The sequence below is a fragment of the candidate division WOR-3 bacterium genome (assembly GCA_029858255.1).
In the GTDB taxonomy this organism is placed as follows: domain Bacteria; phylum Hydrothermota; class Tepidihabitantia; order SM23-42; family SM23-42; genus SM23-42.
The window spans coordinates 1-26,710 of sequence record JAOUFJ010000026.1; the positions used below are offsets into that span (position 1 = coordinate 1).

Consider the following 26,710-nt stretch of genomic DNA (forward strand, 5'->3'; position numbering starts at 1 on the left):
AACTAACCGGAGGTCAATATTGACAAATAACTAACTACCAAGTATAGTAAAACCTAATCAGGGGAACGCAATTTTTTCATAGGTGACCCCATTCCTACCTAAAGCTAAATGAAATCGAGATCGAAATTGCCAGGGCGGTTTCAGAACAAGAGAAAAGGAAGCAAGAACAGAAAGAGGAAGATCTTAAGAAAATTGAGGCAGAAAAAAGGATTAGACAAGTAGAACAAGAAAGAATTGCCAGATTCGCTGCCCTGAGGGATGGTTGTAATGTTATCGCAAATCCAGATGTTCTCACACGAAATGAAAGCATTCATAAAGGGAAAATGGTGTTGGTGTGCGGTCGAATATGTCAACTGGGAACACGAGTAGGTGGGTATTATTTTCTTACAAACGCATGTACGATATTAGAAAAAGATGCGAGACGGGGATTTGTAACGGAGAGCATTATGTGGATAGATTCAAAGATTGCTCTAGTCGAAGGTGACGTGATATGGGTACGTGGGAAATATATAGGCCTAAAATCATATAAGACAGTAATCGGGTTGGAGAAAGTGGTTCCCGAAATTGATGCTGTGTCTATATTTAATAGTGATTTCACACGCCAATTATATTGAAGAAATAACAATAGCACTAGTTCTAATCAACTACCAGGGATCGGCAGTCATCAAAACCGCCGATCCCTATCTCTGTGCGGTATTTGTGTGGTGCATTTACCAAAACAAACGGTAATAGACAGAAAATCCCAAAACGGTCAGAATGGGTGAAAGCATTGTCTGGCTTGCGTCTGCTTGATTTCTATCGGTATTTCGAAAGGTATGAAAGCGGAGGAAATTCTTGCGAAGAACAGAGGACAAGTGCTTGACTTTAGAACGTAGAAAGTTATATTAAATGGGGCAAAAAAGACAGGGGAGCAACCTTAGGATGTCTCTACTAAAAAATGAGCTTTTTTTCCCATTTCACCTGGAACTTGACAGAAGGGAATGGACAGAACTCACTTTCCCCTTTTTACAGACCGCTTAGATCCCTCTTTCAATTTACATATTATATTTGATCCATTGGGAATAAAGTACGCCATATGTTCCAATCCACAGCGGTCGTTAATAAACTGTTTGATTCGTTGAAGGTCATACATGCTGTGCACGTTAATGAATTCTGATGACGTGCCGGCATTATTCGTATATAGGATTATTGTACACCGCGAGAAGTTCTTCGCAGTTAAGAACGCGCTGTGTACGCCGATATCGATCTCGTTTTGTTGTAGATTAAGCAGATCGGGCAGGGATTTATGCAATGATCTTTCATAGACTTCATTTCCCATACCCTGTGGGAATTCGCCGAATACCACGACAATGCCTCCGGGTCGAGTAATAGATGCAGCCGTTGTTATTGCTCTTTGTGCACTGTAAAGATTCGCATCACTTGGATAACCGCCACAGCTTACATATGTCACATCAGAATATTGGTTAATAGTTACAGAATTTATTTCATTGCATAATTCACATGCTGCGTTAAAAGCAGTATCAATGTCATCCGCAAAGATACCGGCTAATTCACCACTGTTATTCCTTACCAACTGAATACTGTAATCAACATTCAGCAGGTGCGCTGCTTCTGTCATCTCTTCATGGATCGGGTTCTTACTTAGTATCCCCACTCCGACGTTCTCCAAGATCACTTTCGAGTGGTTTTCCCTGATATTCGCGTATGAAGCTACACCGGGTAAAATTATCTTTCTGCCTCCAGTATACCCAGCAAAGACATGAGGAGAAACTGAACTGAGCGTGACAATGAAGTCTGCTTCTGCCACGTATTTGTTGACGGACAATCTTGAACCGGTTGATAATTTCCCAACATCCCGAAGAAGTGCATTGTCGTTACAGTCATGATCGATGGTCTCCATATCTCTGAGGTTTCTATATCCATATGCCCGCTCATTCTCAGCCGTGGTATGCTTTGAATGCGTGCCATAGGCAATTACGAGATACTTCTTAATCCTACCATTTTGGTCAATCAATTTGTTCAACTCTGCGAGGAATTGCGGGTATTCGGGATTATTCCTGGTTTTATCTTCAACGATAACCGCCAGTGTTCGAATATTCCTGTTTCGCATGGTGCTCTTCAGGGGTTCGATCTTCTGCTTAAATTCAAAAAGGGCATCTGCTAACGGTGAATAATAAGAGGGAATTAGTATTCGATGAAGGCAACTTTTTTCAACCTCGACATCCACATACACCAATCCAAATTTGACTTTTATGCTAAACCCCACCGCTGGAGAGCGCTTGTCAGTATCTTCTCTATCATAGAATTGAACGCAACGCCATTCGATCTACAACACTGAGCAAGTGCCCGGTCAGGATGCAAAGTCGCATCTGCATTGAACTCGAGGAAGTAGTGTTTACCTGTCTGGTCCACCCTGACATCGAATACACCATAATCAAGTGGTAACAAGATATCATAAAGTTTATCACAATCCTTCAATACCTCGAAGACATCAGGTTGATCTATTGCTCGTGCTATTTTTTGATAAATACCTTCCTTTTTTTGAGCAAAAGGGTAAAACCTATCCATTAAGGGCGATCCATCTTCGCGTGTATCTTCAATAATACCTTTGAATTTTTTTACTTCGTTGCCAATATATCCTATCTTGTATTCCTTTCCAACAATGAATTCTTCGACAATTACCGGCATTTTTAGGTTCTGAAGGATGTAATTACATTGTTCATACAATTCCTCTCTATTCGAAACAACGGATCTCTCATGTACACCAATTGATGACCCTTCGTGAGCAGGTTTTACGATCAGAGGGAACTTCGGAAAATCCCATTGGTCCAAGGCACGAGCGTTATGTATATATATCCACGCGGGTGTCGGGATTTCTAGTTTGTCCATGAACGATTTCATAAAATGCTTGTTCTGGCTTATGAATTTAGTATACGGGTCAGCACCGCTGTAAGGTATTCGTGCAAGTTCATAGAGCGATGGTGCAAGTGCCATACGAAATCTTGATATAAAACCTACGGATAGGTTGAATATGAAATCAATCTTTCGCTTGAACTTATCCAAGGCATTCACCAGTACTTCAGGTGTACCAATAATAACCGTTGCGAACCCCAATTTCTCAATGGCCTGTTGTATTGCTGCTATTTCATGCGGCTCCCGCCAATGATAGAAATGATCGATAGTCTGATGCTCTTTTTTCTCACGGTCGGCATCCTCCCTCACTTCCAGAACGATACCGATGGTCTTAACCTTCACATTTACTCCATATTTTACTGGAGTAGAATTGGTTTGTAAGTGTCAGTTTTTGAGAACGTAAGCTTCCTCACACCGCTGCTCTTGATGATAAATCTCTCTGTCAACACCACCCAACCCTTCCTACCCTTTTGCGGATCAAAACCTGCGTTGCCAACAGATCTAGGCTCTAGTTCTTTCAAAACCCGATGTTTGATCTCTACCTTATATGGAAGCTCTCGGGGAGAATAGATCTGACAGTTCAAAAGGAGATCATTTCTATCTACGCTCATTCTGACTGCAATATCAGCTGGATGATCGTTCTTGAATTTAAGATCTCTCTGTGCATACACATATGTTGCATCTTTGCCAAGGTCTATGAAGCGGTTTTCCCCCCATATATCAGCACTATGATTATGCTTCTGCAGTATCTGCACATTGGCGAGCAAGGCGACATTGAACAACGCCGTGGAGATCTGACACAAGCCACCACCAACAGAACATGACAGCTGTCCTCCGACAATATTCGGACCTTCCTTAAAACCTCTTTCCTTTGTAGGTTCGCCGATCACTTTTTGCACTGAAAAGACCTCCCGGGGGTGCAGGAGAATACCGTCGATGATCCCGCAACTCCTTTCCATATTGCTAATTCTGTTTTCATTGAGCTCCCCTAATTCATCACGCCACTTGATTTTTGTCGGAAAATCAGCAATAAGGTACCATGTGCTCATGTCTCCCACCGTTTGCTTAGATGTGACGATCCTGGTATACCATCCGTTCACTATACTGTTCAGATCGTCCAGGAGGAGACGTAAGTTCTTGAACTTCATGCTCTTTGCTTCTATTTCATCTCTTCAATGTCCGGGTATGTCACCCAATGATTTTTCCAATTCTTGAATTTGATGATCGGTCTATTGTTCTCATCTCTTGTGTAGATGAAATTATCAGTACCATGTGGTTCCAAGGGAATATCATGTTTTCCCTCTATGTGGAATAGGGTGTATTTTGGAAAAGCCGGACCAGGTATTTCTCGTCTTATCTCAGATAGCAAATGTACGCCCCGTTTGACACTCAATCCTCTGTTGCATCTACCAAGTGTGAACGGTGCATAGTGAAAAATATAGTATGGAGTGATCCTGCGTTGGTACAATTTAAGGAGCAGCTCCTGTAATACTTCTTTCGTATCATTAACCCCGCGAATAAGCGGACTCCTCCATAAGATCAATGGACGGTAGCCTACTTCATCAAACAAACGAAGTTTCTCATCAACGATCGGAGATAGCTCTTTAGGATGAGCAAAATGAACTTCGAGTGCTGTCACATTATATTTTTTTATTATTTCAACCAGATCTGTATCGAACCGGAATGGATTAAAGGTCAAGGCTCTTGTGTTCAACCTGATCGACTGGATTGAATCGATCGAGGATACATCCAAAAGTATCCTTTCAAGGTTCTCGTTATCAAACATCAACGGATCACCGCCACTAATTATGATATCGCGGATCTGTGGATTATTCCTCAAATACTGTATTGTTTTCTTCCACATTTCTTTCGTACCTGCGACATTCTTGGTTTTCTTCTTGTCCATGATCCGTGAAGTCAAATAGCAGTAATTACAGTAGCCAAAGCAGCAATCTACCAACCGTAAGATTGCTCTATCAGGATATTTATGGTGGAGCATCCTTGTCGGTAGCTCTTCCGGGTTTTCCCAGTTTTCATGGATGCCATCATAGCATGATGTACCTTGAACCCCATCGTGTTGATCGAATCGAAATTGATTCCATATTGGATCATTAAACAAAGGATTCAAATCTTCATCCAGTTCCACCAAGGATAATGTATATGGTGTAATTGCGAAACTGTACTTCTTGATATAACATTCAAACGTTTGAATATCGGTTTGATTAATATTTGGGAAATAATCCTTTATGTTCGATGCATTATCAAGGCGATTCTGCAGTTGCCACTTCCAATTGGTCCAGAGTGAGTCATCAAAATCCTTGAATTTCCAGAATCTCTCCATCCGCTTCTATTGTATCTATAGTTCGCGGATAGTCAATTAGATGTTGCGAACGTTAGCGCACGTGGGACACCTTGGTCATCACAGTGATAGAATGTTAAAGTAAAACTGGTAGAGCCAGATTTGCTCACCCCCCTACCTTGTGCCAAATCTGTGCCATCTCGGCACCAAAACATATGGTAATGACAGAACCTTCAGAATGGACAGAATGGTGCGAGGTGATTGGCTTGTATTTGTGCGATTTCAATGAAGTCAGGGAGTGATTCATCAGAATCACTCCCCTTTTCTTTTTGGACAGTTCTTGGACAGTTTCTTGCCCAGAATGTATGGAATTGGGTACACTTCCGAGCCATAGCAAGACAATGCAAAATAGTGCTTTTTTCACCAAATTACGTAATATAAAGATCTTTCAAGATTGCTGTATTCGGATTCTCTCTCGATATCGAAGTCTCGATCTCTCGAGACTGAGATGGAAGTCCGTCGCTCTATCCAGTTGAGCTACAGGCGCTGGACTGATAACTGATACGGGATGACGGATACCAATTGAATTATACTGAAATACCCTAAGCCGTCAACAAATAGCCATCATTACAGGGAATAAAACAAGAGGCGGACGACGAAACAATCTTAGGGGCACTTGATTTCTGTCAAATGTTTAGCTGAGTTTCAGAGGAGCGAAGTCCCGTTACATAATTGAAAAAGAAATGCATGCGAGATCGGGGATCTGACCCCATTCTTATCAAAAATCGACTAAGAATCCCTGCTGGACTATCCACCAGACAGCACCATTTTGACCAGGTTGCGTTCGTCCAACCAGGTTGTAGGAACCCCCACTTAGGCACTGAGAACGGGTGGTTCCTGGCGGAAATGGGTGGGGTGAAAATTGACATGGTTTTGCCTGTTTGTTGTCTATAACATCCTGACGAGGTGGACTTTGTATTGACAGTACTATGTACATAGCTATACTTTCTGCGAAGCAAGAATAGTAAGAGTTACGATGAAAAATGCAATAGGAATTCTGCTGTTTTTGTTACCATTTGTGGTAAAATCTGCTACTGTAGAATGGAACATTGATCTAAATGTTGGTATATTTCATCCTACAGATACGATTTTGCAGAGATATTTCAACAGAAGCAATGTATGTACGTATGGTGTTAATTGTAGCGTAGTGAACATCAGAAATAATCTCGGAGCATTTTTTAAATTCCAAAGATTCTCGTTCGATGTTAGTGATACACTTGGAGATGAGCATGTGCGAGGGAATTGGTTTACCTTTGGCTTGGAGAAGGTTATTCCGATATCCCTTGTTTTTCTATATGGTAGATTAGGGGTAACACTACACTATGACAGTTATGACCTTTTCTTGAACAATATTCGCCTTGGTTTTCAGCCTGGCTTGGGTATTAGATTGAGTGTCACAAGACGAATAAAACCATTTTTTGAAATAGATTATGAGTATACTAGGTTATCTATTCCAACCTACGTGAATATGATTCCTACTCGTCATCAGGAGTATTTGGCTGGCAAAGATTTCCAAGCAGGTGGTATTTTGGTCAATGCTGGAATTTCATTTACTCTATGAAAAAGGCTAGCTTCAGCCGTCACCTCTAGCAGTGTGTTAAATTGACTCATAAAGATTTTATTGCCCTAAACGGCACCCTCAACACGGAATAGGAATGGAATAGGAATGGGAATAGGAATGTAGGAATGGGTGAAAACATTATCTGGCTTGCATTTGCTCGATTTTGAACGTAATTGCGGAAGTTACGAAAAATCATAGAATCGGATCCGTAGTCCGCCGCGTCTCTCTTGATTTCAAATTAAGATCTACGGACTTATAATCCGCAGTTTGTATTAATGATTTTCGTGCTTGACACACAGCACGATCGAACTACAATAAATCAGAACTTTCACTGAATTTTAGTAAACTTATAAGCGTATACAGGGAGGAAATCGTGACAAGTAAACAGAAGTACATATTAATATCCACTTCTATTATTCTGTGTCTCCCGTTGCTCGTATCCGCCCAATGGCTTGAAACAACGATCTACGTGCCAGATTCCCTCTGTGGAGTCATAATGCCTAGAGCATTCACATATAGCCTGCCGAACAACAGAATCTATGTTGGTGGTGAAGCAGGCAACTGCGTGATTACGATTGACTGTGAGACGAATGAAAAGATCGCTAGAATCCCTGCTGGCCCAGGTATTCTTTCTCTCTGCTACAATTCGACTGATGATAAAGTCTACTGCGCAAATTGTGATGGCGATAATTTAACCGTGATTGATGGAATAACTAATACCGTGATTACCACCATCACGGTCGGATTCAATCCTTATGCTTTACTCTATAATCTGACTAACAACAAGATCTATTGTGCAAATCGGTATAGCAATACTGTGACCGTAATCGACGGTACGACCAACAATGTGATCAGCAACATCATGGTTGGTGATGGTCCCTGTGCTTTTGGATACAATCCGGCCAACAATAAGATCTACTGCGCAAATCAGTATAGCGACAGCGTGACCGTGATCGACGGTGCTACCAATAGCGTCATTACTAACATAAATGTCGATAGCTGCCCTCGCGCTTTCGTTTACAATCCGACCAACAACAAGATCTACTGCGCAAATAGCTATGGAGATAATGTGAGCGTGATCGATGGAGTGACCAACAACGTTATTAGCACTGTCACAGTCGGTGATGGTCCTCGAGCCTTAGTCTATAATCCCTCCAACGACAAAGTATACTGCGCAAATCAATACAGCAATAATGTTACGGTGATTGACGGTGCGACTAACGGCGTGATTACCACCATCACGACTGGCAGTAATCCTTATGACTTAGTCTACAATCCAGCCAACAACACGGTCTACTGCATAAATAGCTACAGCGATAGCACAACCGTGATCGACGGAGCAACTAACAATGTGATTTCTACTATCGCGGTTGGTGATTGGCCTTGTGCTTTAGCCTACAACCCGACCGATGATGAGATCTATTGTGCTAATAGATATGGTGGTAGCCTGACCGTAATTGATGCAATCAACAATAGCATCATCAACACACTCGCGGTCGGCAGCTGTCCTTGTGTCTTTGCGTACAATTCCACAAGCAACACAGTCTACGCTGCAACTCAGTATAGCGATATTATCACTGCGATTGATGGCGTGACGAACACAGTAATTACAAATATCCCATCCGGTCGCTATCCCCAATCACTTATCTATAATGCCTTCACCAATAAAATCTACTGTGCAAATGGTGGAAGCAACAATGTAACAGTAATCGACGGAGCCACCAATCTTGTTATTGACACAATCACAGTCGGTCAAAATCCTTGTGCATTAGTACGTAATACAAACAATAATATCTACTGTGTAAATAAATATAGTGATAATATGACCGTGATCGATGGAGCGAACGACAGTGTGATTACCACCCTGAACGTCGGCACTAGTCCTATCAACTTAGTATATAACTCCACAGACAACAAGGTGTACTGCGCTAACCAAGGAAGCAATTCTATAACCATAATTGATGGTTCGACAAACAACATCATCACCAATATCACAGTCGGTGGTGGTCCATATGCCTTAGTCTATAATTCAACAGATAACAAGGTCTATAGCGCTAATCAGTACAGCGACAATGTGTCTGTGATTGACGGCGCGGGTGATAGCGTGATTACTACTGTGATAGTTGGTGATTGGCCTGTTGCATTGGTCCATAATTCCATAAACAACAAAGTCTATTGTGCGAATGAATCAAGCGACAATGTATCAGTAATCGATGGCGTGATCGACAGCGTGATTGCCACGATCACAGTTGGCAACGTGCCGTGTGCATTCGTTCACGATTTCGCCAATAACAATGTGTACTGCGCAAATTTTTCCGACAGTAGTGTCACCGTGATTAATGGTGCAACCGATAGTGTAATTACAAATCTCGTAGTTGGTGACAAACCTATTTCCTTTACTTTGAATCCTGTTCAGAATCGGATCTACGTAGCAAATTACTATAGTTCAAGTGTTTCGGTGATTTGCGACTCGGTAACGGGAATAGACGAGTTATCGCAAAGCACTTCGTACTTAACTTTGGCCGTCTATCCCAATCCGACAAAAACGGCACTCACTATTCGTGCTTACGGACCGCTGCGCAATGTCAGGATATATGACATCCTTGGTGAATTAGTAAGAACAGTGACTTTGACAAAATTTGATAATGTAATCACAGTCTCGATGAATAACATGAGCGCCGGCGTTTATTTTGTGAAGGTGAATACCGAAGACTCTGAGTTAATCAGAAAAGTGGTAGTGACAAAGTGATATTCGCTGGAATAAGTAAGTGAAAGGGAAGTAACCTAGATTACTCCCCTTTTCATTTGGTCCACTTTTGGTCCAATTTAAGCATAGAATACACGGAATTAGGTAGAATTCTACCGTTTCTCTTTATCAGCATTTTCAATAATAAGGAAACGAGTATCCTCGTCCCGAAAGCGGGACGGGACGTTCAATAGCGAGAAAGAGCAAAATTCCCGCAAAGCATTGATACACCGTAATCTCAGCGAATTCAAAGTGTAGTGTAATCGCATTCGAAGCCCGTATCGTCAAAAACATCGGAAGTTGAGAAGGTAAGAAGTTAAGAGGCTAAGAAACAGAACGATACTAGCGGAACCGATCGTCTTTTAGTAATTTCGAATTTCGCAACTCCAAATTCAAAATGTTGTTATAACAGTAATAACGGACTAAACGAGAATAACGAGCCAAACGAGATTAGCGATTATAGCAGAAATATCAATGCAACGCCAATGACGGCAATGATCGTTCCGAGTATGGCTCCGGTACTGATCTTTTCTTTGAATATCCAGTATGACAAAGGAATCAGAAGAATCGGCGGCAGTGCCATGAGGGTCGATGCGATGCCTATGTAGGTGTTCTGGACTGCCACGAGCGACAACCATACTCCCAGAAAAGGTCCGAAGAACGCGCCACCTATCATTGCCGTTGCACCTTTTCTATCGTTAAGCTTAACCACAGTCCGTGGTACTCGACCCCGAACGAGCGTAATCAGCCAGAGTAGACACGCTGCAACGAAGACCCGGATTATGTTGCCAGAGAGTGCAGAGTAATTGTCGGCGAGACCCTTTTTGGATAAGATCAGACCGAGTGCCTGGCCCATCGCGCCACCAATGCCACACATGATGCCGAGGATGTAGTGATTTTTTTTGTGACCGTTGTTCCGACGTTCTGCGACCACCCATATAATACCAGCAATCACAATTGTAATGGCAAGGAGTTGGGTGAAATCGAGCAACTCGTCCAGAAATAACCATGCAATGAATGTTCCGAAAACCGGGACGAGTGCCATTAACAGCATGCTTATTCTGGCGCCGAGCAATACAAATGCCCGGAACAGTAGCATATCACCAATGGCAAAGCCGATAATCCCGGATAATCCAAACCAGAACCAGTGGTGTTGACTGGCGGCAGTCGGAAAGAACCCTCCAAACGTTACGAAATGAGCGATCATGAGCAGAATCAACGCTACAACCAGTCGCAGACGGTTCACCGTATTATGACCGAGTCGTCGTGAGGATATGGTGAAGAGTATCGAACCAAAAGACCAGCAGAGTGCCGTACCGATGGCTGCGAATTCACCGAAATAGCTGGTCACTGATATGTATTCTGGTATCTAGTATCTAATTATGCGGGTATTTTGGGATACGGATAATCTTGAGTCAGCGAACTGATCAATGCGTAGGCGGCTGGGTATGATGGTTCCGACGACAATATAAAGACGGACCGTATTGTGCGCTCGATGAGCGATATTTGTCGTGTAGTTAATCTCATGCATCATACTGCGATTCATTTCAACACGTAGTATACGTTTTTATCATGAATTGTCAACAAATATAAATTGACGCTCCAGGAGAGCGGCAACCGTTTTGTTCGTGATGTTATGGATGTCCTGTCTTCTTCTTGTGTTGCTCTCCGCTGCTCACATCTATCCTGCAAGTTTGGTGATTGACATAATATGGTGGTACAATATAATACTAGGAGAAACGAAAGGCAGTTGTGCTATGTTTGTGAATTGCTCTTATTTATGTGTTATGTGCGATAGAAAGGTGCATTATGCATGAAACAAGGATATTGATCGCCGATGATGATGAAAACATAAGGAAATCACTGTCAGAATTGCTGACAGGAGATGGACATTATGTTCTGGCAGTAGAGGATGGATATGCTGCAATTGAGGCCATCGCATGCGACCAGTGGGATTTGGTGATTCTGGACGTAAAGATGCCAAAAATCGACGGGCTCGAAGTATTGAAAAGAATTAAGGAATCTAATTCTGGGGCGGATGTGATAATAATTACAGGATATTCTACCGTAGAAAATGCTGTTGCTGTTATGAAAACTGGCGCTGCAGACTACATCGTGAAACCATTTACGCCCGATGAGATACGTATTCGCATACGTAACATTATTGACAGGAGACTAATCACAGCTGAGAACATATATCTGCGGCGGGAATTGGAGGAGCGATTCAAATTCGAGAATATCATCGGAAAGAGCAAAGCGATGCAGGAAATCTTCAGACTGATCGAAAAAGTCGCACCGACTGATTCAACGATTCTAATACGCGGGCAGAGCGGGACAGGGAAGGAACTAATCGCTCGGGCTATTCATCAACATTCACTTAGAAAAGACGAAAAATTCATTGCCGTAGATTGCGGCGCTCTGCCGGAGACTCTTCTTGAGAGTGAATTATTCGGCCATGTGAAAGGTTCATTTACAGGTGCAATAGTCACAAAGAGTGGCCTTTTGGAAGTGGCAAGTGGGGGGACGTTTTTTCTTGATGAAATCGGAGACTTGAGCCCTGGTATGCAGGCCAAGATGCTGCGGGTTCTGCAGGAAAAAGAATTCAGACAAGTCGGTGGCGTAAAGAATATTAAGGTTGATATTCGACTGGTTGCGGCAACGAATCAGGATCTGGAAATGATGATCAAAAAAGGGATGTTTAGGGAGGACCTCTTCTACAGGATCAACATCGTCCCGATCCATCTGCCGCCATTGAGGGAGCGGCAGGAAGATATTCCTCTCTTTGTAGATCATTTCCTCAAGGTGTATAACGAAAGGCGTAATAAGCGAATAAAGGGTTTCACCCCTGAAGCGCTGCGTATGCTTATTGAATTTCATTGGCCTGGGAATGTGCGTGAGTTGGAAAATATAATCGATCGTATGGTGATAATGAGTGATAGCGAAATTATCGATGTGGAACACGTACCAATATATATCGTCGGTAATCGGGTCTGTTTCAAAATAACCGCTGCTCGGACCGCCGCCGAGCTGAAGGAATTGAAAAAGCACATAAGAGTAGAGGCGGTCGGGAACGTTGAGAAGGCGTTTCTGACGGAAGCACTCAGACGGAATGAGTGGAATGTAAGCAAGGCTGCTCGTGACGTGGGGATGCAAAGGCAGAATTTCCAGGCAATGATGCGAAAACACGATATTCGCCCTTAGTCTTAAACACCCGCTAGATTCTACCCTTACTACAATCTGCATATTCATTTCATTCATGCATACTATTTACATGCATCAGTTGAAAGAAAATTCTATTAAATCACAGGATATTTTTACATAGGTGCATATTTTAGCTTTTCCTGACTAATTTGACTACAAGGGGCACGATGACGCGTAGGCTAATATTGGCGAGAATGGTCGAAAAATCGGACTAAATTAACGTTTTAGATATCGTGTGTTTTTTGGTGATGGGTCGGCACATATTTTGCTATTAGCAACTAATATGCGAACCGGAGACCGAAGGTCCTTACGCAGGCATGCACATATTGCCGTCATGGACAGCGATCGTGAATGCGTTGGGCTGCTGCTGAAGGAGTTGAGAAACTTGGGCTATAGAGCAGAGGCAGTCGAGCAGACCAAAACGTTGTTAAGGATGGTCAAAGATGATCTCATTGACGTCTTGATTCTCGCCGTTGATGCTTGGGGAGGTGGGCGTTTTGAGCTGATCCCTTTGATAAAGAGACTGAACAGATCGCTTCCTATTATTGTGACTTCTGGTGATGATTCATTGGAGACGGCCGGTAAGGTAAGGGAACAAGGTATCCTATTCTATGCAATCAAACCACTGGATATGCATGAGATTGAAATAGTTCTGAAGAAGGCATTAGCACGAGCGTCAATTTGTCAAAAGCCGATCACCCTGGTAAAACAAACACATGCAGGGAACGGACTCGAACATGACATTTTAAACATCAACGAAGCCAGTAAGATTCTGAAACTGAGCAGGAACACCTTAACAAAATTAGCCAAGCAAGGCGACATACCAGCATGCAGGATTGCGAACCGGTGGTACTTTATCAGGAATCAGATCTATGAATGGATGAGGATTAGGGCAGCTGGGAACCAATGTAATTATAGCACACTGATCCTTGAAACAATGGATGAAGGGGTGGCGGTTGTTGACAGAAGACTCAGAATAATCAGCTGCAACAGTGCTTACCTCAAGGCACTGGATGTCCCCCGAGACCGTGTTATTGGGGAACCCTGCTACCGGGTCAGTCACCGCTCAGTCAGTCCCTGTGACGAGCCTATATGTCCTGTCCGGAAAGCCTTCAGAACGCAGCAGGCCGTAAAAGTCCTACATGTCAACTATGACAATGAAGGTAAGGAACGTTACTGTGATGTAGTTGCGCTGCCGATCAAGGATGCTAATGGCAAAATCAATAGTGTGCTTGAGATTATTAGAGATAACACGGAAATATACAGCCTCAATAGACATCTCAATAGTGTAATGCGGTTTTTCGCACGCGAGTCAAAGGCGACGCTAGGTACAGTTATGATGAACATCAGTGCACTCGCTGATGAGAATTTGTCCACAGCAATTGAGAGACCAAAGCGGGATGAGATGCTCGCCAGTTCATTATGCAACCTTAAGCTCATGCAAGACATGATAAGGAATTACATATTATCCTATCAAGCAGAAAACGGAAGACTGCAATGCAACAAGAGCATAGTTGATATTGTTCATGACATAATTGAACCCGTCATATCCGAAACGATACCGTTTCTTCGCAAGAGGGCAATGTCAATCGACGCTGCTACTGGAAAGTTACGACCTGTCTTTTGTGACCTCGAACTCTTGAAGGTCGCATTCACTAATATGATTGCTGGTGTGGCGAAATATGCAATGAACACATCCAAGATTCGGTGTTCAACTGAAACATATGAAGATTTAGATATTGTCGTGTCAGGTGTAGGTGTCTCAATCCCACATGAAAAATTTCAGGCTATTTCGGACGGCATTTTGGATGTCGAGCATAAGGAAATGAGCGATGCGGATATGGGACTGCACATCGCAAAAAGGATCGCTGAGATACATGGTGGTATGTTGAGCATTGAGACAGGATATATTATCGAAGATAAACATGTCCCATTCGATGAATCTCGGCTGCATGACAGAAGTAACCTTTCAGGGAGAGTTAGTCAGACAGAATTTGTGAAATTTAGGTTGAGAATCCCACATGTTGATGCACATTGGGAATACGGAGGTGACAAGTGAAGTCTAAGAGAGAAATTCTGATAGTGGACGATGATGTTGATTTCGTAGAGGCCACAAAAATCGTTTTGGAGAAAAGTGGCTATCATGTTGAAACGTGCCTGTCTGCGGAGGCATGTCTTGAAAAATTGAAGACAATTGACCCCGATCTAATCATCATGGACGTCATGATGGAAACCGATCATTCCGGATTTGACCTTTGCCGAGAAATCAAACGGAATTTGAAGACCAAAGATATCCCGGTTCTCATGTTGACCGCCGTGGAGGAGAAATATCCGATGAATTTTGAAAGTGCTGCCGGTGACGAAACCTGGCTGCCAGTTGACGGTTACATTGACAAACCAGTTGAGGCCGGTGTGCTGCTGGAACGTATTAATAAATTACTGAGTTAAACCTGGCGTTATGAGAGACAACGGTAAGACAGGCGCTACACTTGTGGTCGGTGGAGGCATAGGCGGTATCCAGGCTGCATTAGATCTTGCGGATTCTGGATTTAGAGTCTATCTGTTAGAGAAAAGCCCAAGCATTGGTGGCGTCATGGCTCAGTTGGATAAAACCTTTCCCACTAATGATTGTTCAATGTGCATACTCGCGCCGAAACTGGTCACTGTTGCCAGGCATCCAAATATTACCGTCATTACCGATGGGGATATTGAGCAATTGTCCGGTGACGCGGGTGATTTCGTTGTTACGATAAGGAAAGAACCACGCTACGTTGATGAGGAGAAATGCACGGGGTGTGGACTCTGTATGCAGAACTGTCCCGTGCGCCAGATACTATATGATGAATCTCAACCCGAAGATCTGCGGCTTGATCCTGCTGAAGTCGCACAGATTGAGGCAATACTTCAGGATTACCGAGATAGGAAAGGTGTTCTGATGCCCGTTCTTCAGGCCATCAATAATGCCTACAACTATTTTCCAAGAGAACTGCTTAAGTACATGGCACGTGAGCTGAAGATTCCACTGAGTTTGATCTACAACGTTGCTACGTTTTACAAGGCATTCAGCCTGAAAAAGCGGGGCAGGTATGTAATAAGAGTCTGCCAGGGAACGGCGTGCCATGTTCGTGGTGCAAAGCGCGTCTTAGAGGAATTCGAACGTGTCCTGGGTATCGAGTCCGGTAATAATACGGATGATCTTCTGTTTACACTGGAAACTGTGAACTGCGTAGGTGCTTGTGCACTCGCACCAGTCATAATGGTCGGTGATGAGTATTTTGGTCAAATGACACCGGGAAAAGTGCAGACCGTCATTGACAAGTATCACAAAGAAGGAAAAGGCTATGCCGAATAACAGCGCTGACAATTACATCACCGCTAAACAGTCATCATTGCGGGTAAAGCGATACTGCATTAGTATTTGCGGCGGTACAGGATGCCACGCGTACAAGTGTGAAAAGGTTAGTGAAGCGTTTGTTGAGGAAATAAAAAGAAGGCAGGTAGAAGCTGATATTGAAGTCAAGACCACGGGCTGTCACGGATTTTGTGAGAGGGGTCCGATTGTCGTCATATATCCTGATCACACTTTCTATCAGAGGGTAAAACCCGAGGACGCGTCACTTGTCATTGAAAGCCTTCTGAACGGCAAGAAAGTCGTCGAGCATTTGCTGTACGTTGATCCAATCACGCAAGAGAGGGTGACGAGTGTCGATGAAGTATCATTCTATAAGAAGCAGTGCCGATTGATCCTTGGTAACAACGGTAAGGTGGATCCGGAGAAAATCGAGGATTACCTTGCCGTTGACGGCTATAATGCGCTCAGATCGGTGCTGTTCGGCATGGCTCCAAAGGCTGTGGTTGATGAGATGAAGAAATCTGGCTTGCGTGGGCGTGGCGGTGCTGGTTTCTTAACCGGCCAGAAATGGGAGATCTGCAGGCGCGCAGATGGTGAAACAAAGTATATCGTATGCAATGCTGATGAAGGTGATCCCGGCGCCTACATGGATCGAAGCGTCTTAGAAGGCAACCCCCATAGTGTATTAGAAGGAATGGCCATAGGTGCCTATGCAATCGGCGCAGAAGAAGGGATCGTCTACGTGCGTACCGAGTATCCTCTGGCAATAAAGAATCTTCGGACGGCTATTAAACAGGCCCAGCAAGCCAATTTTCTTGGCGACGATATACTAGGTAGTGGATTCAACTTTTCGGTGCGGATATGTCAGGGCGCTGGTGCTTTTGTCTGTGGTGAAGAGACGGCTCTGATAGCGTCTATTGAAGGTGAACGTTCACCAGAACCCAGGGTCAGGCCGCCGTATCCTGCTGAAAGCGGTCTCTGGGGTCATCCGACGAATATCAACAATGTCGAAACGTGGGCTAGCGTGCCGCTTATCATCAACAGAGGGGCAGCGTGGTACGCTGCCATCGGGACCGAGAAGAGCAAGGGTACTAAGATATTCTCATTGGTTGGAAAGGTGAATAATACCGGTCTGGTCGAAGTGCCGATGGGGATTGCACTACGGGAAATCATTTATGATATAGGTGGGGGTATTCCACATAATAAGAAATTCAAGGCCGTGCAGACAGGGGGACCATCGGGTGGATGTGTTCCGGCGAGTCTTCTTGATCTTCCCGTTGATTATGAAAGCCTGACCGCGGTTGGTTCAATGATGGGCTCGGGGGGAATGGTGGTCATGGATGAGGATACGTGCATGGTTGATGTGGCAAAATACTTCCTCAATTTTCTGAAGGACGAATCATGCGGCAAGTGCACTTCGTGCAGGGAGGGCATAGCGCAGATGTATGACATAGTTCTTCGCATAACCCAGGGCAAAGGTCAAGATGATGATATCGTGCTGCTCGAGAGTCTTGGCCAGATCGTCCAGGCCGCTTCGATGTGTGGGTTCGGTCAAACGGCTGCAAACCCAGTGGTATCAACGATAAGGTATTTCCGAGATGAATACAAGGCTCATATCCAAGAGAGACGCTGTCCGGCGTTGGTATGCAAGGATTTAATTTCTTACACAATTGATCCAGAAAGATGCGGAGGCTGTGTGGTATGTGCAAAGGCTTGCCCGTGCGGGGCTATAATCGGGGAGCCGAAGAAAGTACACAAAATAGACCAGAAAAAATGCATAAAGTGCGGCATCTGCCATACCAGCTGTCCGCCCAAGTTTAGAGCCGTCAGCATCGTGTCACCGGTGATATCATGAAAAAACGCAGGAGCATAAAGAAGAAAATGGGAGATGGACTGCAGGATTCCAAGAAAGAAAGCGCGCTCGTTTCTTTGCTAATCGATGGTATTCCGGTGAAGGTGGAGCCAGGTACGACGATACTTCAGGCCGCGAGTGCAGTCAATATCAAGATCCCAACACTCTGTTATCACGAAGCCCTAAGCCCCTATGGCGCCTGTCGGTTATGCGTCGTTGAAATCAAGAAAAATGGGTGGCGCAAAATCCAGGCCTCCTGTGTCTGCCGTGCTGAAGAGGGTTGCGAGGTACAAACGTCGACGCCCGAGTTGGATAATATTCGAAGGATGATGATTGAACTCATCATGGCGCGTGCCCCTGAGTCCAAGAGAGTACAGGATATGGCAGAAAGGCTTGGTGTTAGTCAAACGCGTTTTACGCCGAGAAATGATGACTGCATACTCTGCGGACTATGTGTGAGAATGTGCAGCGAGCGCATGGGGCAAAGTGTCATCGGATTTGCCGGTCGTGGCGACAAGCGAAAGATTTCAACGCCTTTTGATATTCAGTCAGAGAGATGCTTAGTGTGCGGAGCGTGTTTCTCTATTTGCCCCTGTGCCTCTGATAGTCTAAGGAAATTGAGCAATAGACCGCCAAGGCCCTTGTATGATGAATTTGACCAGGGACTACGGCAAAGATCAGTGATCCGCATTCCTTTTCCACAAGCCGTGCCGAACGCAGCGATCATTGACAAAGAGCACTGTGTACACTTCTTGGATGATAAGTGCAAGATTTGCCAGGATTTGTGCGAGGCGAAAGCGATCGACTTCGGGCAGGTGGACAAGCTGATTGATCTACGTGTGGGGTCGATCATAGTTTCCAGCGGTTCTGATGTACATAAAGGTAAGATGAAGCGCGAATTCGGTTATGGCAGGTATGACAATGTCGTAACCTCCATTGAATTCGAGAGAATACTTTCCGCGTCAGGGCCATTCCACGGTCATGTTCTAAGACCTGGAGACAAGAAAGAGCCTAGACGAATTGCCTTTGTGCAGTGTGTAGGTTCGAGGGACGAGGCGCATGACTACTGTTCGTCTGTATGTTGCATGTATGCTACAAAAGAAGCGATCATTGCCAAAGAGCATGCACCTCACCTTGATTGCACGATATTCTGCATGGATATCAGGGCATTCGGCAAAGGGTTTGATGAATACTATGAGAAGGCGATGAAGAGTGGTATTCGTTACATACACTGCCGACCTGCATCAATTGATGAAGTGCCCGGTACCAAGAATATAATTATCAAATACTCTGATGAGTGTGAAAAAACCGTGCTTAAAGAGTACGACTTAGTTGTTTTGTCATGTGGCTTGGAACCATCGCGGTACTTAGCGAATTTGGCCGAACGACTTGATATTAGCGTGAACAAGAGAGGTTTTTTTAAGACCGCTACATTCAGTCCGGTGGAATCGAGCAGGGAAGGCATATTTGTCTGCGGACCGTGCACCGAGCCTAAAGATATACCGGAGACCGTCACTCAATCTTCGGCCGCTGCGGCAAAAGCAATGGAATTATTGAAGGACGTGCGCGGCACGATGATAACGGCGAAGCAGTATCCGCCCGAGTTGCCAGTGCATGATCAGGAGCCAAGGATCGGGGTTTTTGTTTGTCACTGCGGTATAAACATCGGCGGTTATGTTGATGTGCCACAGGTCTTGGAGTACACGAGGAGCCTGTCTAAGGTTGTTTATGCTGAAAGCAATCTCTATACATGTTCTCAGGATAGTCAGAAAAGAATGATCGAGTTGATTGGGCAACACAAGCTCAATCGTATTGTCGTTGCTTCCTGCACGCCCCGAACGCACGAGCCGCTCTTCCGCGAAACCGTGCGGGAGGCAGGTCTAAATCCGTATCTTTTTGAGATGGCAAACATTCGTGATCAGTGTTCGTGGATTCATATGAACGACCCACTGGCTGCTACCCGGAAAGCCAAGGATCTCGTCAGGATGGCAGTTGCCAAAGCGGGTGCGCTTGCCGCGCTTAAGCGCGTTGAGATCAAAGTTATACAGAAGGCGCTGGTAATAGGCGGCGGGGTCGCCGGGATGGCTGCAAGTTTATCTCTGGCAAGGCAAGGATTCGAGGTTATCTTGGTTGAAAAGGAACATGAACTCGGCGGCAACACCAGGCACATCTATTATACGATTGAGGAAAACGGTGTTCAGGATTTTCTCAAGAAAATGGTAAAGGAAGTCTATGAAAATGATTCGATCAGGGTGTACACAAAAGCAAATGTGGAATCGGTTTCCGGTTTTGTTGGCAATTATGTCAGTGAGATCATTGTCGAAAATGGGTCAAGAGTAATATGCGAACACGGTGTAATTATCGTAGCAACCGGCGCACAGGAATTTACGCCAGATGAGTATCTATATGGACAGGACGATAGAGTCGTTACGCAACGCGAATTGGAGGAAATGATCGCTGATCGTGATCCTGCTATGTCGGAGGTCAAATCTGTTGTGATGATACAATGTGTTGGGTCAAGGGACGATGCTCATCTCTATTGCAGTAGAAGGTGTTGTTCGCAGGCTATGAAGAACTCACTGAGACTTCTTGAGATGAATCCGAATGTCAAGATCTATGTTTTGTACCGCGATGTGAGGACGTATGGTTTCAAAGAGGAATTCTATACGGAGGCGCGCGAAAAAGGCGTTTTGTTCATACGTTTCGATAGTTCCAATCGACCTGCGGTTCATGGCAATAATGGGTCTTTGAAAGTTGTGGCATTTGAATCCCTGATGCAAAGGAATATTGAAATCAAACCCGACCTTCTTGTGTTGTCGGCGGGTATCGTTCCGAACACAGATAACAAACGAATTGCGAAAATGCTCAAAGTACCACTGAATAGTGACGGTTACTTTCTCGAAGCGCACGTCAAATTAAGACCGGTAGATTTCGCCACCGAAGGCGTTTTCGTTGCCGGTCTCGCCCATAGTCCTAAGTTCATCATTGAGGCAATAGCTCAAGCAGAGGCTTCAGCAGCGCGAGCCGCAACGATCCTTGCAAATGACAAGTACTACGCTGAAGCGACGATCTCACACGTTAACGAGGAACTCTGCGTTGGCTGCGGATTGTGCAGCAACCTGTGTCCATATGAAGCAATTGAGATCAAAGTGAAGGAAGGGAAACGTGTCTCAGAAGTCAACGAGGCTCTGTGCAAAGGCTGTGGTACATGCGTCGCCGCCTGCGCTTCCGGGGCGATGGATCAATATGGATTTACGAAAAGGCAGATACTGGGCATGATCAGTACACTAAGGGAGTGGTAATGGAAGATTTTCAACCGAAGATAATAATATTCTGCTGTAACTGGTGTTCGTACGCCGGTGCCGATCTGGCAGGCGTTTCACGTTTACAGATTGACCCTAACTTTCGGGTAATAAGGACAATGTGCTCAGGGCGAATTGAACCGGAGTTCATTTTGAGCGCGTTTGAAAAAGGAGCCGATGGTGTTATGATAACAGGCTGTCATCCTGGAGATTGTCACTATATTAACGGTAATTACAAAACACTCAGAAGGTATCATTTCATGAAAGTGCTTCTGGAAGAATTGGGTATCGATACAAGACGCATTGGATTGAAGTTCATCTCGGCAGGTGAAGGCATTGAATTTCAGAAGACGGTCAATAATTTTGTTGACCAGGTGAGGCAATTAGGCCCGAATCATTATGGACATAAGGAGTAGTACCATGAGCGAAGAACAGGTCATAAATGTTAGTGAGCTGGATGCGAAATTCGCCGATGAGGTCATTTCGTACCCAGGTGGCGAGCATCTAAGGAAATGCTTCGCCTGCGGGACGTGCACAGCAGGGTGTCCGGTCAGCGAGATCGATGAGAACTACAGTCCGAGGCGTTTAATACGTCAGATTTTGTTCGGTATGCGTAAAGAAGTGTTGACTTCCCCTGCAATCTGGTACTGCCTCGTCTGTTATCGGTGCTTTGCTCATTGTCCTCAGAACGTCAACTTCCCAGATTTGATGCAGGTGCTTCGTTACATCGCCATTCGAGAAAAATATGCGGCACCGGATATTGTCGAACGGATAAGTGAGATTGACAAACGTGTGCAGATATTACGGCATGACTTAATAAAATATGATGTTACAAAACAAGAGCATTGATTTTGGATCGTTTTTATATGGGTGATCATGAGAGAATTATGAACACGAACGATATCCACAAGAAGGCAATGGTGATTGGTGGTGGGATTGCGGGCGTGCAGGCAGCCTTGGATCTGGCAGATTCTGGAGTCGAGGTATTTCTCGTGGAACGGGCCCCGAGTATTGGAGGCCGAATGGCTCAGCTTGACAAGACATTCCCCACTAATGACTGCTCGCTATGTATTCTATCGCCCAAACTTGTGGAAGCTGCAAATCATCCGAACATTAATATTATCACCAATGCGGAAGTCGAAAGAGTCGAGGGTTTTGCGCCGCGTTTTGCGGTCAAGGTACGCAAGAAGCCGCGCTATGTCGATGAAGAGAAGTGTACCGGTTGTGGTATCTGTATGACAAAATGTCCAGTTAAGATACCGGATGATTTTAATGTGGGTTTGTGCGATACACGGTGTATACGTATTCCATTTCCTCAGGCAGTACCAGCAGTGGCGATTATCGATAGTGCACACTGTATATATTTCAGGCGTGGTAAGTGCCGCATATGTGAGAGGTTTTGTGAACCACAGGCCATAGATTTCAATCAGAAAGAAGAGTTGATTGACATCGAAGTAGGGAGTATCATCGTTGCCGCCGGGTTGACAGAATTCAGTGCAGTTTCAAAGGACGAATACGGTTACAAGATATTTCCCAATGTGATCACCAGTATGGAGTTTGAGCGCATACTTAGCGCCTCTGGTCCAACGCAGGGCCATGTGCTCAGACCTTCGGATAGGAAAGAACCAAGGAAAATCGCCTTCCTCCAGTGTGTCGGGTCGCGTGATTCGACAACCGGCAATGAATATTGTTCGGCTATCTGTTGCATGCAAGCAGCCAAAGATGCAATAATAATCACCGAGCATCTTCAGAATGTAGAAATCTCCGTCTTTGGTATGGATGTAAGGGCGTACGGTAAGAATTTCGACAAATTCATCGAGCGTGCGCAAACCGAACACGGAACTAAATTTGTCAGGGCTCGTGTCGCATCAGTCGATATCAATCCGACAAATGACAATCTAATTCTACATTACGAGGCTGACGGGCATACGAGAAAAGAAGAATTCGAATTGCTCATACTTTCCGTTGGCCTCAAAGCTTCGCCTTATCTGAGGTGTCTTGCGATGCTGCTCGATGTCCGTTTGGACGATCTGGGATTCGTCCAGACAACAACATTCACACCAGTTGCGACGTCGCGGCCCGGCATATTTGTCTGTGGTAGCATTTCAGGTCCGAAAGATATACCCGAATCTGTCATTGAGGCAAGCGGTGCAGCTTCATCGGCCGGTGCGGTGCTGAAGGAATTTCCCCGAAGGGCCATTGTCGTTGAACATCCGACTGAAGTTCCGGTAGACGATGGAGATCGACCCAGGATAGGTGTTTTTGTCTGTCGTTGTGGGATCAATATTGCCGCGTCAGTTGATGTTGCGAAAGTTGTCGAGCATGCAGCCAGCCAGCCGTATGTTGTCTACAGTCAGGAACTCATGTTTGCATGTTCGCAGGATTCACAGAAGTTGATTAACGATAAGATACAGGAGATGGGGATCAATCGTGTCGTAGTAGCGGCATGCACGCCGCGGACCCATGAACCGCTCTTTCAGAATACACTTCAGAATTCTGGGCTGAATCCGTACCTGTTCGAATTCGCTAATATCCGCGAGCAGTGCTCATGGGTTCACCAGAAAGAGCCGGGAAAAGCAACGGAAAAAGCCAAGGACCTTGTTGAAATGTCAATTCGCAAGGCTGCCTACCTTGAGTCCCTGAGCAAGACGAAATTGAGTGTAAACAAGAACGTGCTGGTTATTGGGGGCGGGTTAGCAGGCATGAGTGCAGCATTGGATCTCGCACACCAGGATTTTCATGTTGACCTCATTGAGAAGGATGATCAACTGGGTGGTAATCTACGGCGTCTGCATTATACCCTGGATGGCTACGAGACGAGCACGTTTCGCGAACATCTTATAGATCAGGTTCAAACACATCCGTTGATCAACGTGCATAAGAATGCGGAAATCGAGTCGATAACTGGCTTCATTGGAAACTATAGAACTGCGATCAAACATGGCAATGGCAGGAACATCGGATTTAGCAGTACAGGTATTTACGAAGAACGTGCGGAAATCAACCATGGCGTAGTGATCGTTGCCTCCGGTGCCAATGAGTCCAAACCGAATGAATATCTTTACGGCAAGGATGAGCACGTGATTACGCAGCGCGAATTAGAGGAAAGAATAGCAGCCGCTGAACCTTCCTTACAGGATCTTAATTCAGTTGTCATGATCCAGTGTGTCGGTTCGCGCAATGAGAGGAACCCGTATTGCAGTAGGGTTTGTTGCAGTACTGCGATAAAGAACGCAATAAGATTGAAGCAATTGAACCCACTTGTGCGTGTTTATGTCGTGTACAGGGATGTGAGGACATACGGGTTAAAAGAGATGTACTATAAAAAAGCACGTGAGGCAGGTATTATTTTCATCCAGTATGATGAAGGCTCAGAACCTGTGGTAGATAAGGTCGATTCGCATTTGTCCGTTTGCGTGACTGAAAAGATAATCAACAAAACACTGAGGTTTATCCCTGACCTCATTGTTCTGAGCAACGGGATAGTACCGAGTGAAGGCAACAAGGTATTATCGCAAGCCCTGAAAGTCCCTTTGGGTACGGATGGCTTTTTCCTTGAAGCACACGTAAAGCTGCGACCGGTTGATTTTGCTACAGACGGGGTTTTTGTCTGCGGGCTTGCACACTATCCAAAAGACATCAGTGAGACAATTGCACAGGCAAAGGCGTCAGCGTCAAGGGCAATAACCATCCTGAGTAAGGATGAGATCGAATCAGAAGCAAAGGTGGCATACGTTCACGAGAGCCGCTGTAACGGGTGCGGTCTGTGTGCTGAAATTTGCGCTTACAAGGCATTGGAGATAGATCCGGAAAGACAAGTTGCGGTTTTGAATTCAGCATTGTGTAAAGGGTGTGGTACCTGCGCTGCTTCCTGTCGATCGTGCGCGATTGATATCAGAGGATTTAGAGATGAACAGGTACTGGCAGCATTGGACGTGCTGCGTTGGGATAAGAAGTAAATGAAGCCTAAGAGTAATAAGGGGAACGAGTTGGGAAAAGACCAATCTTTTGAACCGAAGATTGTGGCGTTCTTATGCAATTGGTGTTCGTATGCCGGTGCGGATCTTGCCGGGGTAAGCAGATTCCAGTACCCTACCAACATTCGGATTATCAAAGTGCCGTGTTCGGGCCGGATCAATCCTCTTTACATAGTGAAAGCACTTTACAACGGCGTCGATGGAGTCCTGGTCTCTGGCTGCCATCCCGGAGACTGCCACTATATTAGTGGCAACTACTTTGCCCGGAGAAAATTCGCTCTCGTCAAGAAGTTCTTGGAATACGTCGGGATAGAGCCGGAGAGGGTTCAGTTTTCGTGGATTTCGGCAGCAGAAGGGGTAAGGTTTGCACAGATAATCGACAAGGTAACTAATGATATAAGGAAACTGGGGCCTCTTACATACTTCCGCAGAGGTTCTGCCAGAACAGGGGATTCAACATGAAACGAGTCGAGTCCGAACTAATTGAAAACGTAGAAGAACTTCTGAGGGAGAAGAAAGTAGATCTCTTTATAGGTTATGAGAGTGGTTCTCTGCCGCTTCAGACGTCTCCATGCTTTGTCACACAGCAGGAAGATGTACAAAAGTTGGTATGGAACAGCTTTTGCGCGAACAATCTTTCAGTATACCTGAGCTCGCTCATGCGGGAACTGCCAGCAAGTACTAAGGTCGGCATTCTCTGCAAGGGTTGTGATAGCCGTTCTCTTGTCAACCTCATTGTTGAAAAACAGGTGAAAAGGGAAGATGTGGTAATAGTGGGGATATCATGCCCGGGTATCGTAAATATCGACAAAATAACTAACAAATTGGATGGCCGGAAGGTATTAGAGGTTGAGGAAAACGATGAAGAAATTATTCTGAAATATGATGTTGGCGAGGATCGATTCAGCAGAATGGATAATTTGTACGAATCCTGCAAGAATTGCGTTCACCCGACACCGAGCGTATACGATGTTCTCATTCGCGTCGGTGAACACTCGCCAAAATCAGTAACTCCTGATCCAATGATCGCTGAATTCAGTCAGAAAAGTCGGACAGAGCGGTGGCAGATATTCGAGCAGGAGTTGTCGCGTTGTGTTAGATGCTATGCATGCCGGAATGCGTGCCCAAACTGCTACTGCAAAGAGTGCTTTGCCGAGCAGACCAAACCGCGCTGGTTCGGTTTGACAAATGAGTTGTCCGATGTGTTATTCTACCATATAGTAAGAATACTTCATCAGGCAGGAAGATGCGTTGATTGCGGTGCATGCGCGCGAGCCTGCCCCGAAAAAATAAATCTAAGGTTGTTCACGCGCGTGCTGGTTGATGAAGTCAGGGAACGGTTTGATTACGTACCCGGGCTTTCCCCAAACGATTCACCGCTACTGGCGATGTTCTCCAACGATGACAGCCAAGAATTCATGGTTGAAGCCGATTAATGGAGAGAGAT

The 26,710-nt window shown here is 44.9% G+C and carries 19 protein-coding genes and 1 pseudogene; 14 read left to right on the forward strand and 6 right to left on the reverse strand.

Annotated elements, in window-relative coordinates; all coding sequences use genetic code 11:
• Nucleotides 1-140: 140 nt before the first annotated feature.
• From OEV79_09845 to OEV79_09865, 5 genes are all read right to left on the reverse strand, one after another.
• Nucleotides 141-314 carry a hypothetical protein gene (locus tag OEV79_09845; GenBank protein ID MDH4211732.1) on the reverse strand — a complete coding sequence of 58 codons (174 nt, stop codon included), beginning with the start codon at nucleotides 312-314 and terminating at the stop codon, nucleotides 141-143.
• 677 nt (nucleotides 315-991) lie between these two features.
• Nucleotides 992-2,266, reverse strand: coding sequence for a nickel-dependent lactate racemase (larA, locus tag OEV79_09850; GenBank protein MDH4211733.1), 1,275 nt, complete (start codon nucleotides 2,264-2,266; stop codon nucleotides 992-994).
• A complete protein-coding gene (locus tag OEV79_09855; GenBank protein MDH4211734.1) occupies nucleotides 2,251-3,255 on the reverse strand; it encodes a D-alanine--D-alanine ligase in 1,005 nt (334 codons plus the stop codon). The genes larA and OEV79_09855 overlap by 16 nt, the downstream gene beginning before the upstream one ends.
• Nucleotides 3,256-3,269: 14 nt before the next feature.
• A complete protein-coding gene (locus OEV79_09860) occupies nucleotides 3,270-4,061 on the reverse strand; it encodes a VanW family protein (protein MDH4211735.1) in 792 nt (263 codons plus the stop codon).
• 11 nt (nucleotides 4,062-4,072) lie between these two features.
• Complete coding sequence (locus tag OEV79_09865) at nucleotides 4,073-5,254, reverse strand: radical SAM protein (GenBank protein MDH4211736.1); 1,182 nt, start codon at nucleotides 5,252-5,254, stop codon at nucleotides 4,073-4,075.
• A gap of 994 nt (nucleotides 5,255-6,248) precedes the next feature.
• Here OEV79_09865 and OEV79_09870 point away from each other — a divergent pair.
• Together OEV79_09870 and OEV79_09875 are read left to right on the forward strand one after the other, a co-directional pair.
• A complete protein-coding gene (locus OEV79_09870) occupies nucleotides 6,249-6,833 on the forward strand; it encodes a hypothetical protein (protein ID MDH4211737.1) in 585 nt (194 codons plus the stop codon).
• A 496-nt stretch (nucleotides 6,834-7,329) separates the two neighbouring features.
• Entirely contained in the window at nucleotides 7,330-9,582 is a 2,253-nt protein-coding gene (locus OEV79_09875; GenBank protein ID MDH4211738.1) for a T9SS type A sorting domain-containing protein, read from the forward strand.
• A gap of 454 nt (nucleotides 9,583-10,036) precedes the next feature.
• Here OEV79_09875 and OEV79_09880 read toward each other — a convergent pair whose 3' ends face one another.
• Nucleotides 10,037-10,930, reverse strand: coding sequence for a DMT family transporter (locus OEV79_09880; protein ID MDH4211739.1), 894 nt, complete (start codon nucleotides 10,928-10,930; stop codon nucleotides 10,037-10,039).
• A 458-nt stretch (nucleotides 10,931-11,388) separates the two neighbouring features.
• On the opposite strand from OEV79_09880, the gene OEV79_09885 reads away from it, so the two are divergent.
• From OEV79_09885 to OEV79_09940, 12 genes and pseudogenes are all read left to right on the forward strand, one after another.
• Nucleotides 11,389-12,780 carry a sigma-54 dependent transcriptional regulator gene (locus OEV79_09885; GenBank protein MDH4211740.1) on the forward strand — a complete coding sequence of 464 codons (1,392 nt, stop codon included), beginning with the start codon at nucleotides 11,389-11,391 and terminating at the stop codon, nucleotides 12,778-12,780.
• 334 nt (nucleotides 12,781-13,114) lie between these two features.
• Nucleotides 13,115-14,839, forward strand: coding sequence for a PAS domain-containing protein (locus OEV79_09890; GenBank protein ID MDH4211741.1), 1,725 nt, complete (start codon nucleotides 13,115-13,117; stop codon nucleotides 14,837-14,839).
• A complete protein-coding gene (locus OEV79_09895; GenBank protein ID MDH4211742.1) occupies nucleotides 14,836-15,228 on the forward strand; it encodes a response regulator in 393 nt (130 codons plus the stop codon). The genes OEV79_09890 and OEV79_09895 overlap by 4 nt, the downstream gene beginning before the upstream one ends.
• Before the next feature lie 10 nt (nucleotides 15,229-15,238).
• A pseudogene (locus OEV79_09900) lies at nucleotides 15,239-15,607 on the forward strand (FAD-dependent oxidoreductase).
• Complete coding sequence (locus OEV79_09905; GenBank protein ID MDH4211743.1) at nucleotides 15,587-16,132, forward strand: NAD(P)H-dependent oxidoreductase subunit E; 546 nt, start codon at nucleotides 15,587-15,589, stop codon at nucleotides 16,130-16,132. Before OEV79_09900 ends, OEV79_09905 begins: the two are co-directional and overlap by 21 nt.
• Complete coding sequence (locus OEV79_09910; protein MDH4211744.1) at nucleotides 16,122-17,987, forward strand: NADH-quinone oxidoreductase subunit NuoF; 1,866 nt, start codon at nucleotides 16,122-16,124, stop codon at nucleotides 17,985-17,987. The genes OEV79_09905 and OEV79_09910 overlap by 11 nt, the downstream gene beginning before the upstream one ends.
• Entirely contained in the window at nucleotides 17,984-21,286 is a 3,303-nt protein-coding gene (locus OEV79_09915) for an FAD-dependent oxidoreductase (protein ID MDH4211745.1), read from the forward strand. Before OEV79_09910 ends, OEV79_09915 begins: the two co-directional genes overlap by 4 nt.
• Nucleotides 21,286-21,702 (forward strand): hydrogenase iron-sulfur subunit, encoded by a 417-nt coding sequence (locus OEV79_09920; protein MDH4211746.1) that lies wholly within the window; start codon nucleotides 21,286-21,288, stop codon nucleotides 21,700-21,702. The genes OEV79_09915 and OEV79_09920 overlap by 1 nt, the downstream gene beginning before the upstream one ends.
• Before the next feature lie 4 nt (nucleotides 21,703-21,706).
• Nucleotides 21,707-22,135, forward strand: a complete 429-nt coding sequence (locus OEV79_09925; GenBank protein MDH4211747.1) for a 4Fe-4S dicluster domain-containing protein — start codon at nucleotides 21,707-21,709, stop codon at nucleotides 22,133-22,135.
• Nucleotides 22,136-22,173: 38 nt separating this feature from the next.
• The gene (locus tag OEV79_09930; GenBank protein MDH4211748.1) at nucleotides 22,174-25,245 is read left to right on the forward strand and encodes a CoB--CoM heterodisulfide reductase iron-sulfur subunit A family protein; all 3,072 of its coding nucleotides are present in this window, start codon (nucleotides 22,174-22,176) and stop codon (nucleotides 25,243-25,245) included.
• Nucleotides 25,246-25,725, forward strand: coding sequence for a hydrogenase iron-sulfur subunit (locus OEV79_09935; GenBank protein MDH4211749.1), 480 nt, complete (start codon nucleotides 25,246-25,248; stop codon nucleotides 25,723-25,725).
• Nucleotides 25,722-26,699: a 4Fe-4S ferredoxin gene (locus tag OEV79_09940; GenBank protein MDH4211750.1), complete on the forward strand. Its 978-nt coding sequence runs from the start codon at nucleotides 25,722-25,724 to the stop codon at nucleotides 26,697-26,699. The genes OEV79_09935 and OEV79_09940 overlap by 4 nt, the downstream gene beginning before the upstream one ends.
• Nucleotides 26,700-26,710 lie beyond the last annotated feature (11 nt).

Excerpts from the sequence above, each read along its gene's own strand:
- OEV79_09940 (MDH4211750.1), top strand. The coding sequence starts at position 25,722 with ATGAAACGAGTCGAGTCCGAACTAATTGAAAACGTAGAAGAACTTCTG.
- OEV79_09930 (MDH4211748.1), top strand. The coding sequence starts at position 22,174 with ATGAACACGAACGATATCCACAAGAAGGCAATGGTGATTGGTGGTGGG.
- OEV79_09885 (MDH4211740.1), top strand. The coding sequence starts at position 11,389 with ATGCATGAAACAAGGATATTGATCGCCGATGATGATGAAAACATAAGG.
- OEV79_09870 (MDH4211737.1), top strand. The coding sequence starts at position 6,249 with ATGAAAAATGCAATAGGAATTCTGCTGTTTTTGTTACCATTTGTGGTA.
- OEV79_09860 (MDH4211735.1), bottom strand. The coding sequence starts at position 4,061 with ATGAAGTTCAAGAACTTACGTCTCCTCCTGGACGATCTGAACAGTATA.
- OEV79_09925 (MDH4211747.1), top strand. The coding sequence starts at position 21,707 with ATGAGCGAAGAACAGGTCATAAATGTTAGTGAGCTGGATGCGAAATTC.
- OEV79_09910 (MDH4211744.1), top strand. The coding sequence starts at position 16,122 with ATGCCGAATAACAGCGCTGACAATTACATCACCGCTAAACAGTCATCA.
- OEV79_09920 (MDH4211746.1), top strand. The coding sequence starts at position 21,286 with ATGGAAGATTTTCAACCGAAGATAATAATATTCTGCTGTAACTGGTGT.
- OEV79_09915 (MDH4211745.1), top strand. The coding sequence starts at position 17,984 with ATGAAAAAACGCAGGAGCATAAAGAAGAAAATGGGAGATGGACTGCAG.
- OEV79_09905 (MDH4211743.1), top strand. The coding sequence starts at position 15,587 with ATGCAGAACTGTCCCGTGCGCCAGATACTATATGATGAATCTCAACCC.
- OEV79_09875 (MDH4211738.1), top strand. The coding sequence starts at position 7,330 with ATGCCTAGAGCATTCACATATAGCCTGCCGAACAACAGAATCTATGTT.
- OEV79_09935 (MDH4211749.1), top strand. The coding sequence starts at position 25,246 with ATGAAGCCTAAGAGTAATAAGGGGAACGAGTTGGGAAAAGACCAATCT.
- OEV79_09890 (MDH4211741.1), top strand. The coding sequence starts at position 13,115 with ATGGACAGCGATCGTGAATGCGTTGGGCTGCTGCTGAAGGAGTTGAGA.
- OEV79_09865 (MDH4211736.1), bottom strand. The coding sequence starts at position 5,254 with ATGGAGAGATTCTGGAAATTCAAGGATTTTGATGACTCACTCTGGACC.
- OEV79_09845 (MDH4211732.1), bottom strand. The coding sequence starts at position 314 with ATGAATGCTTTCATTTCGTGTGAGAACATCTGGATTTGCGATAACATT.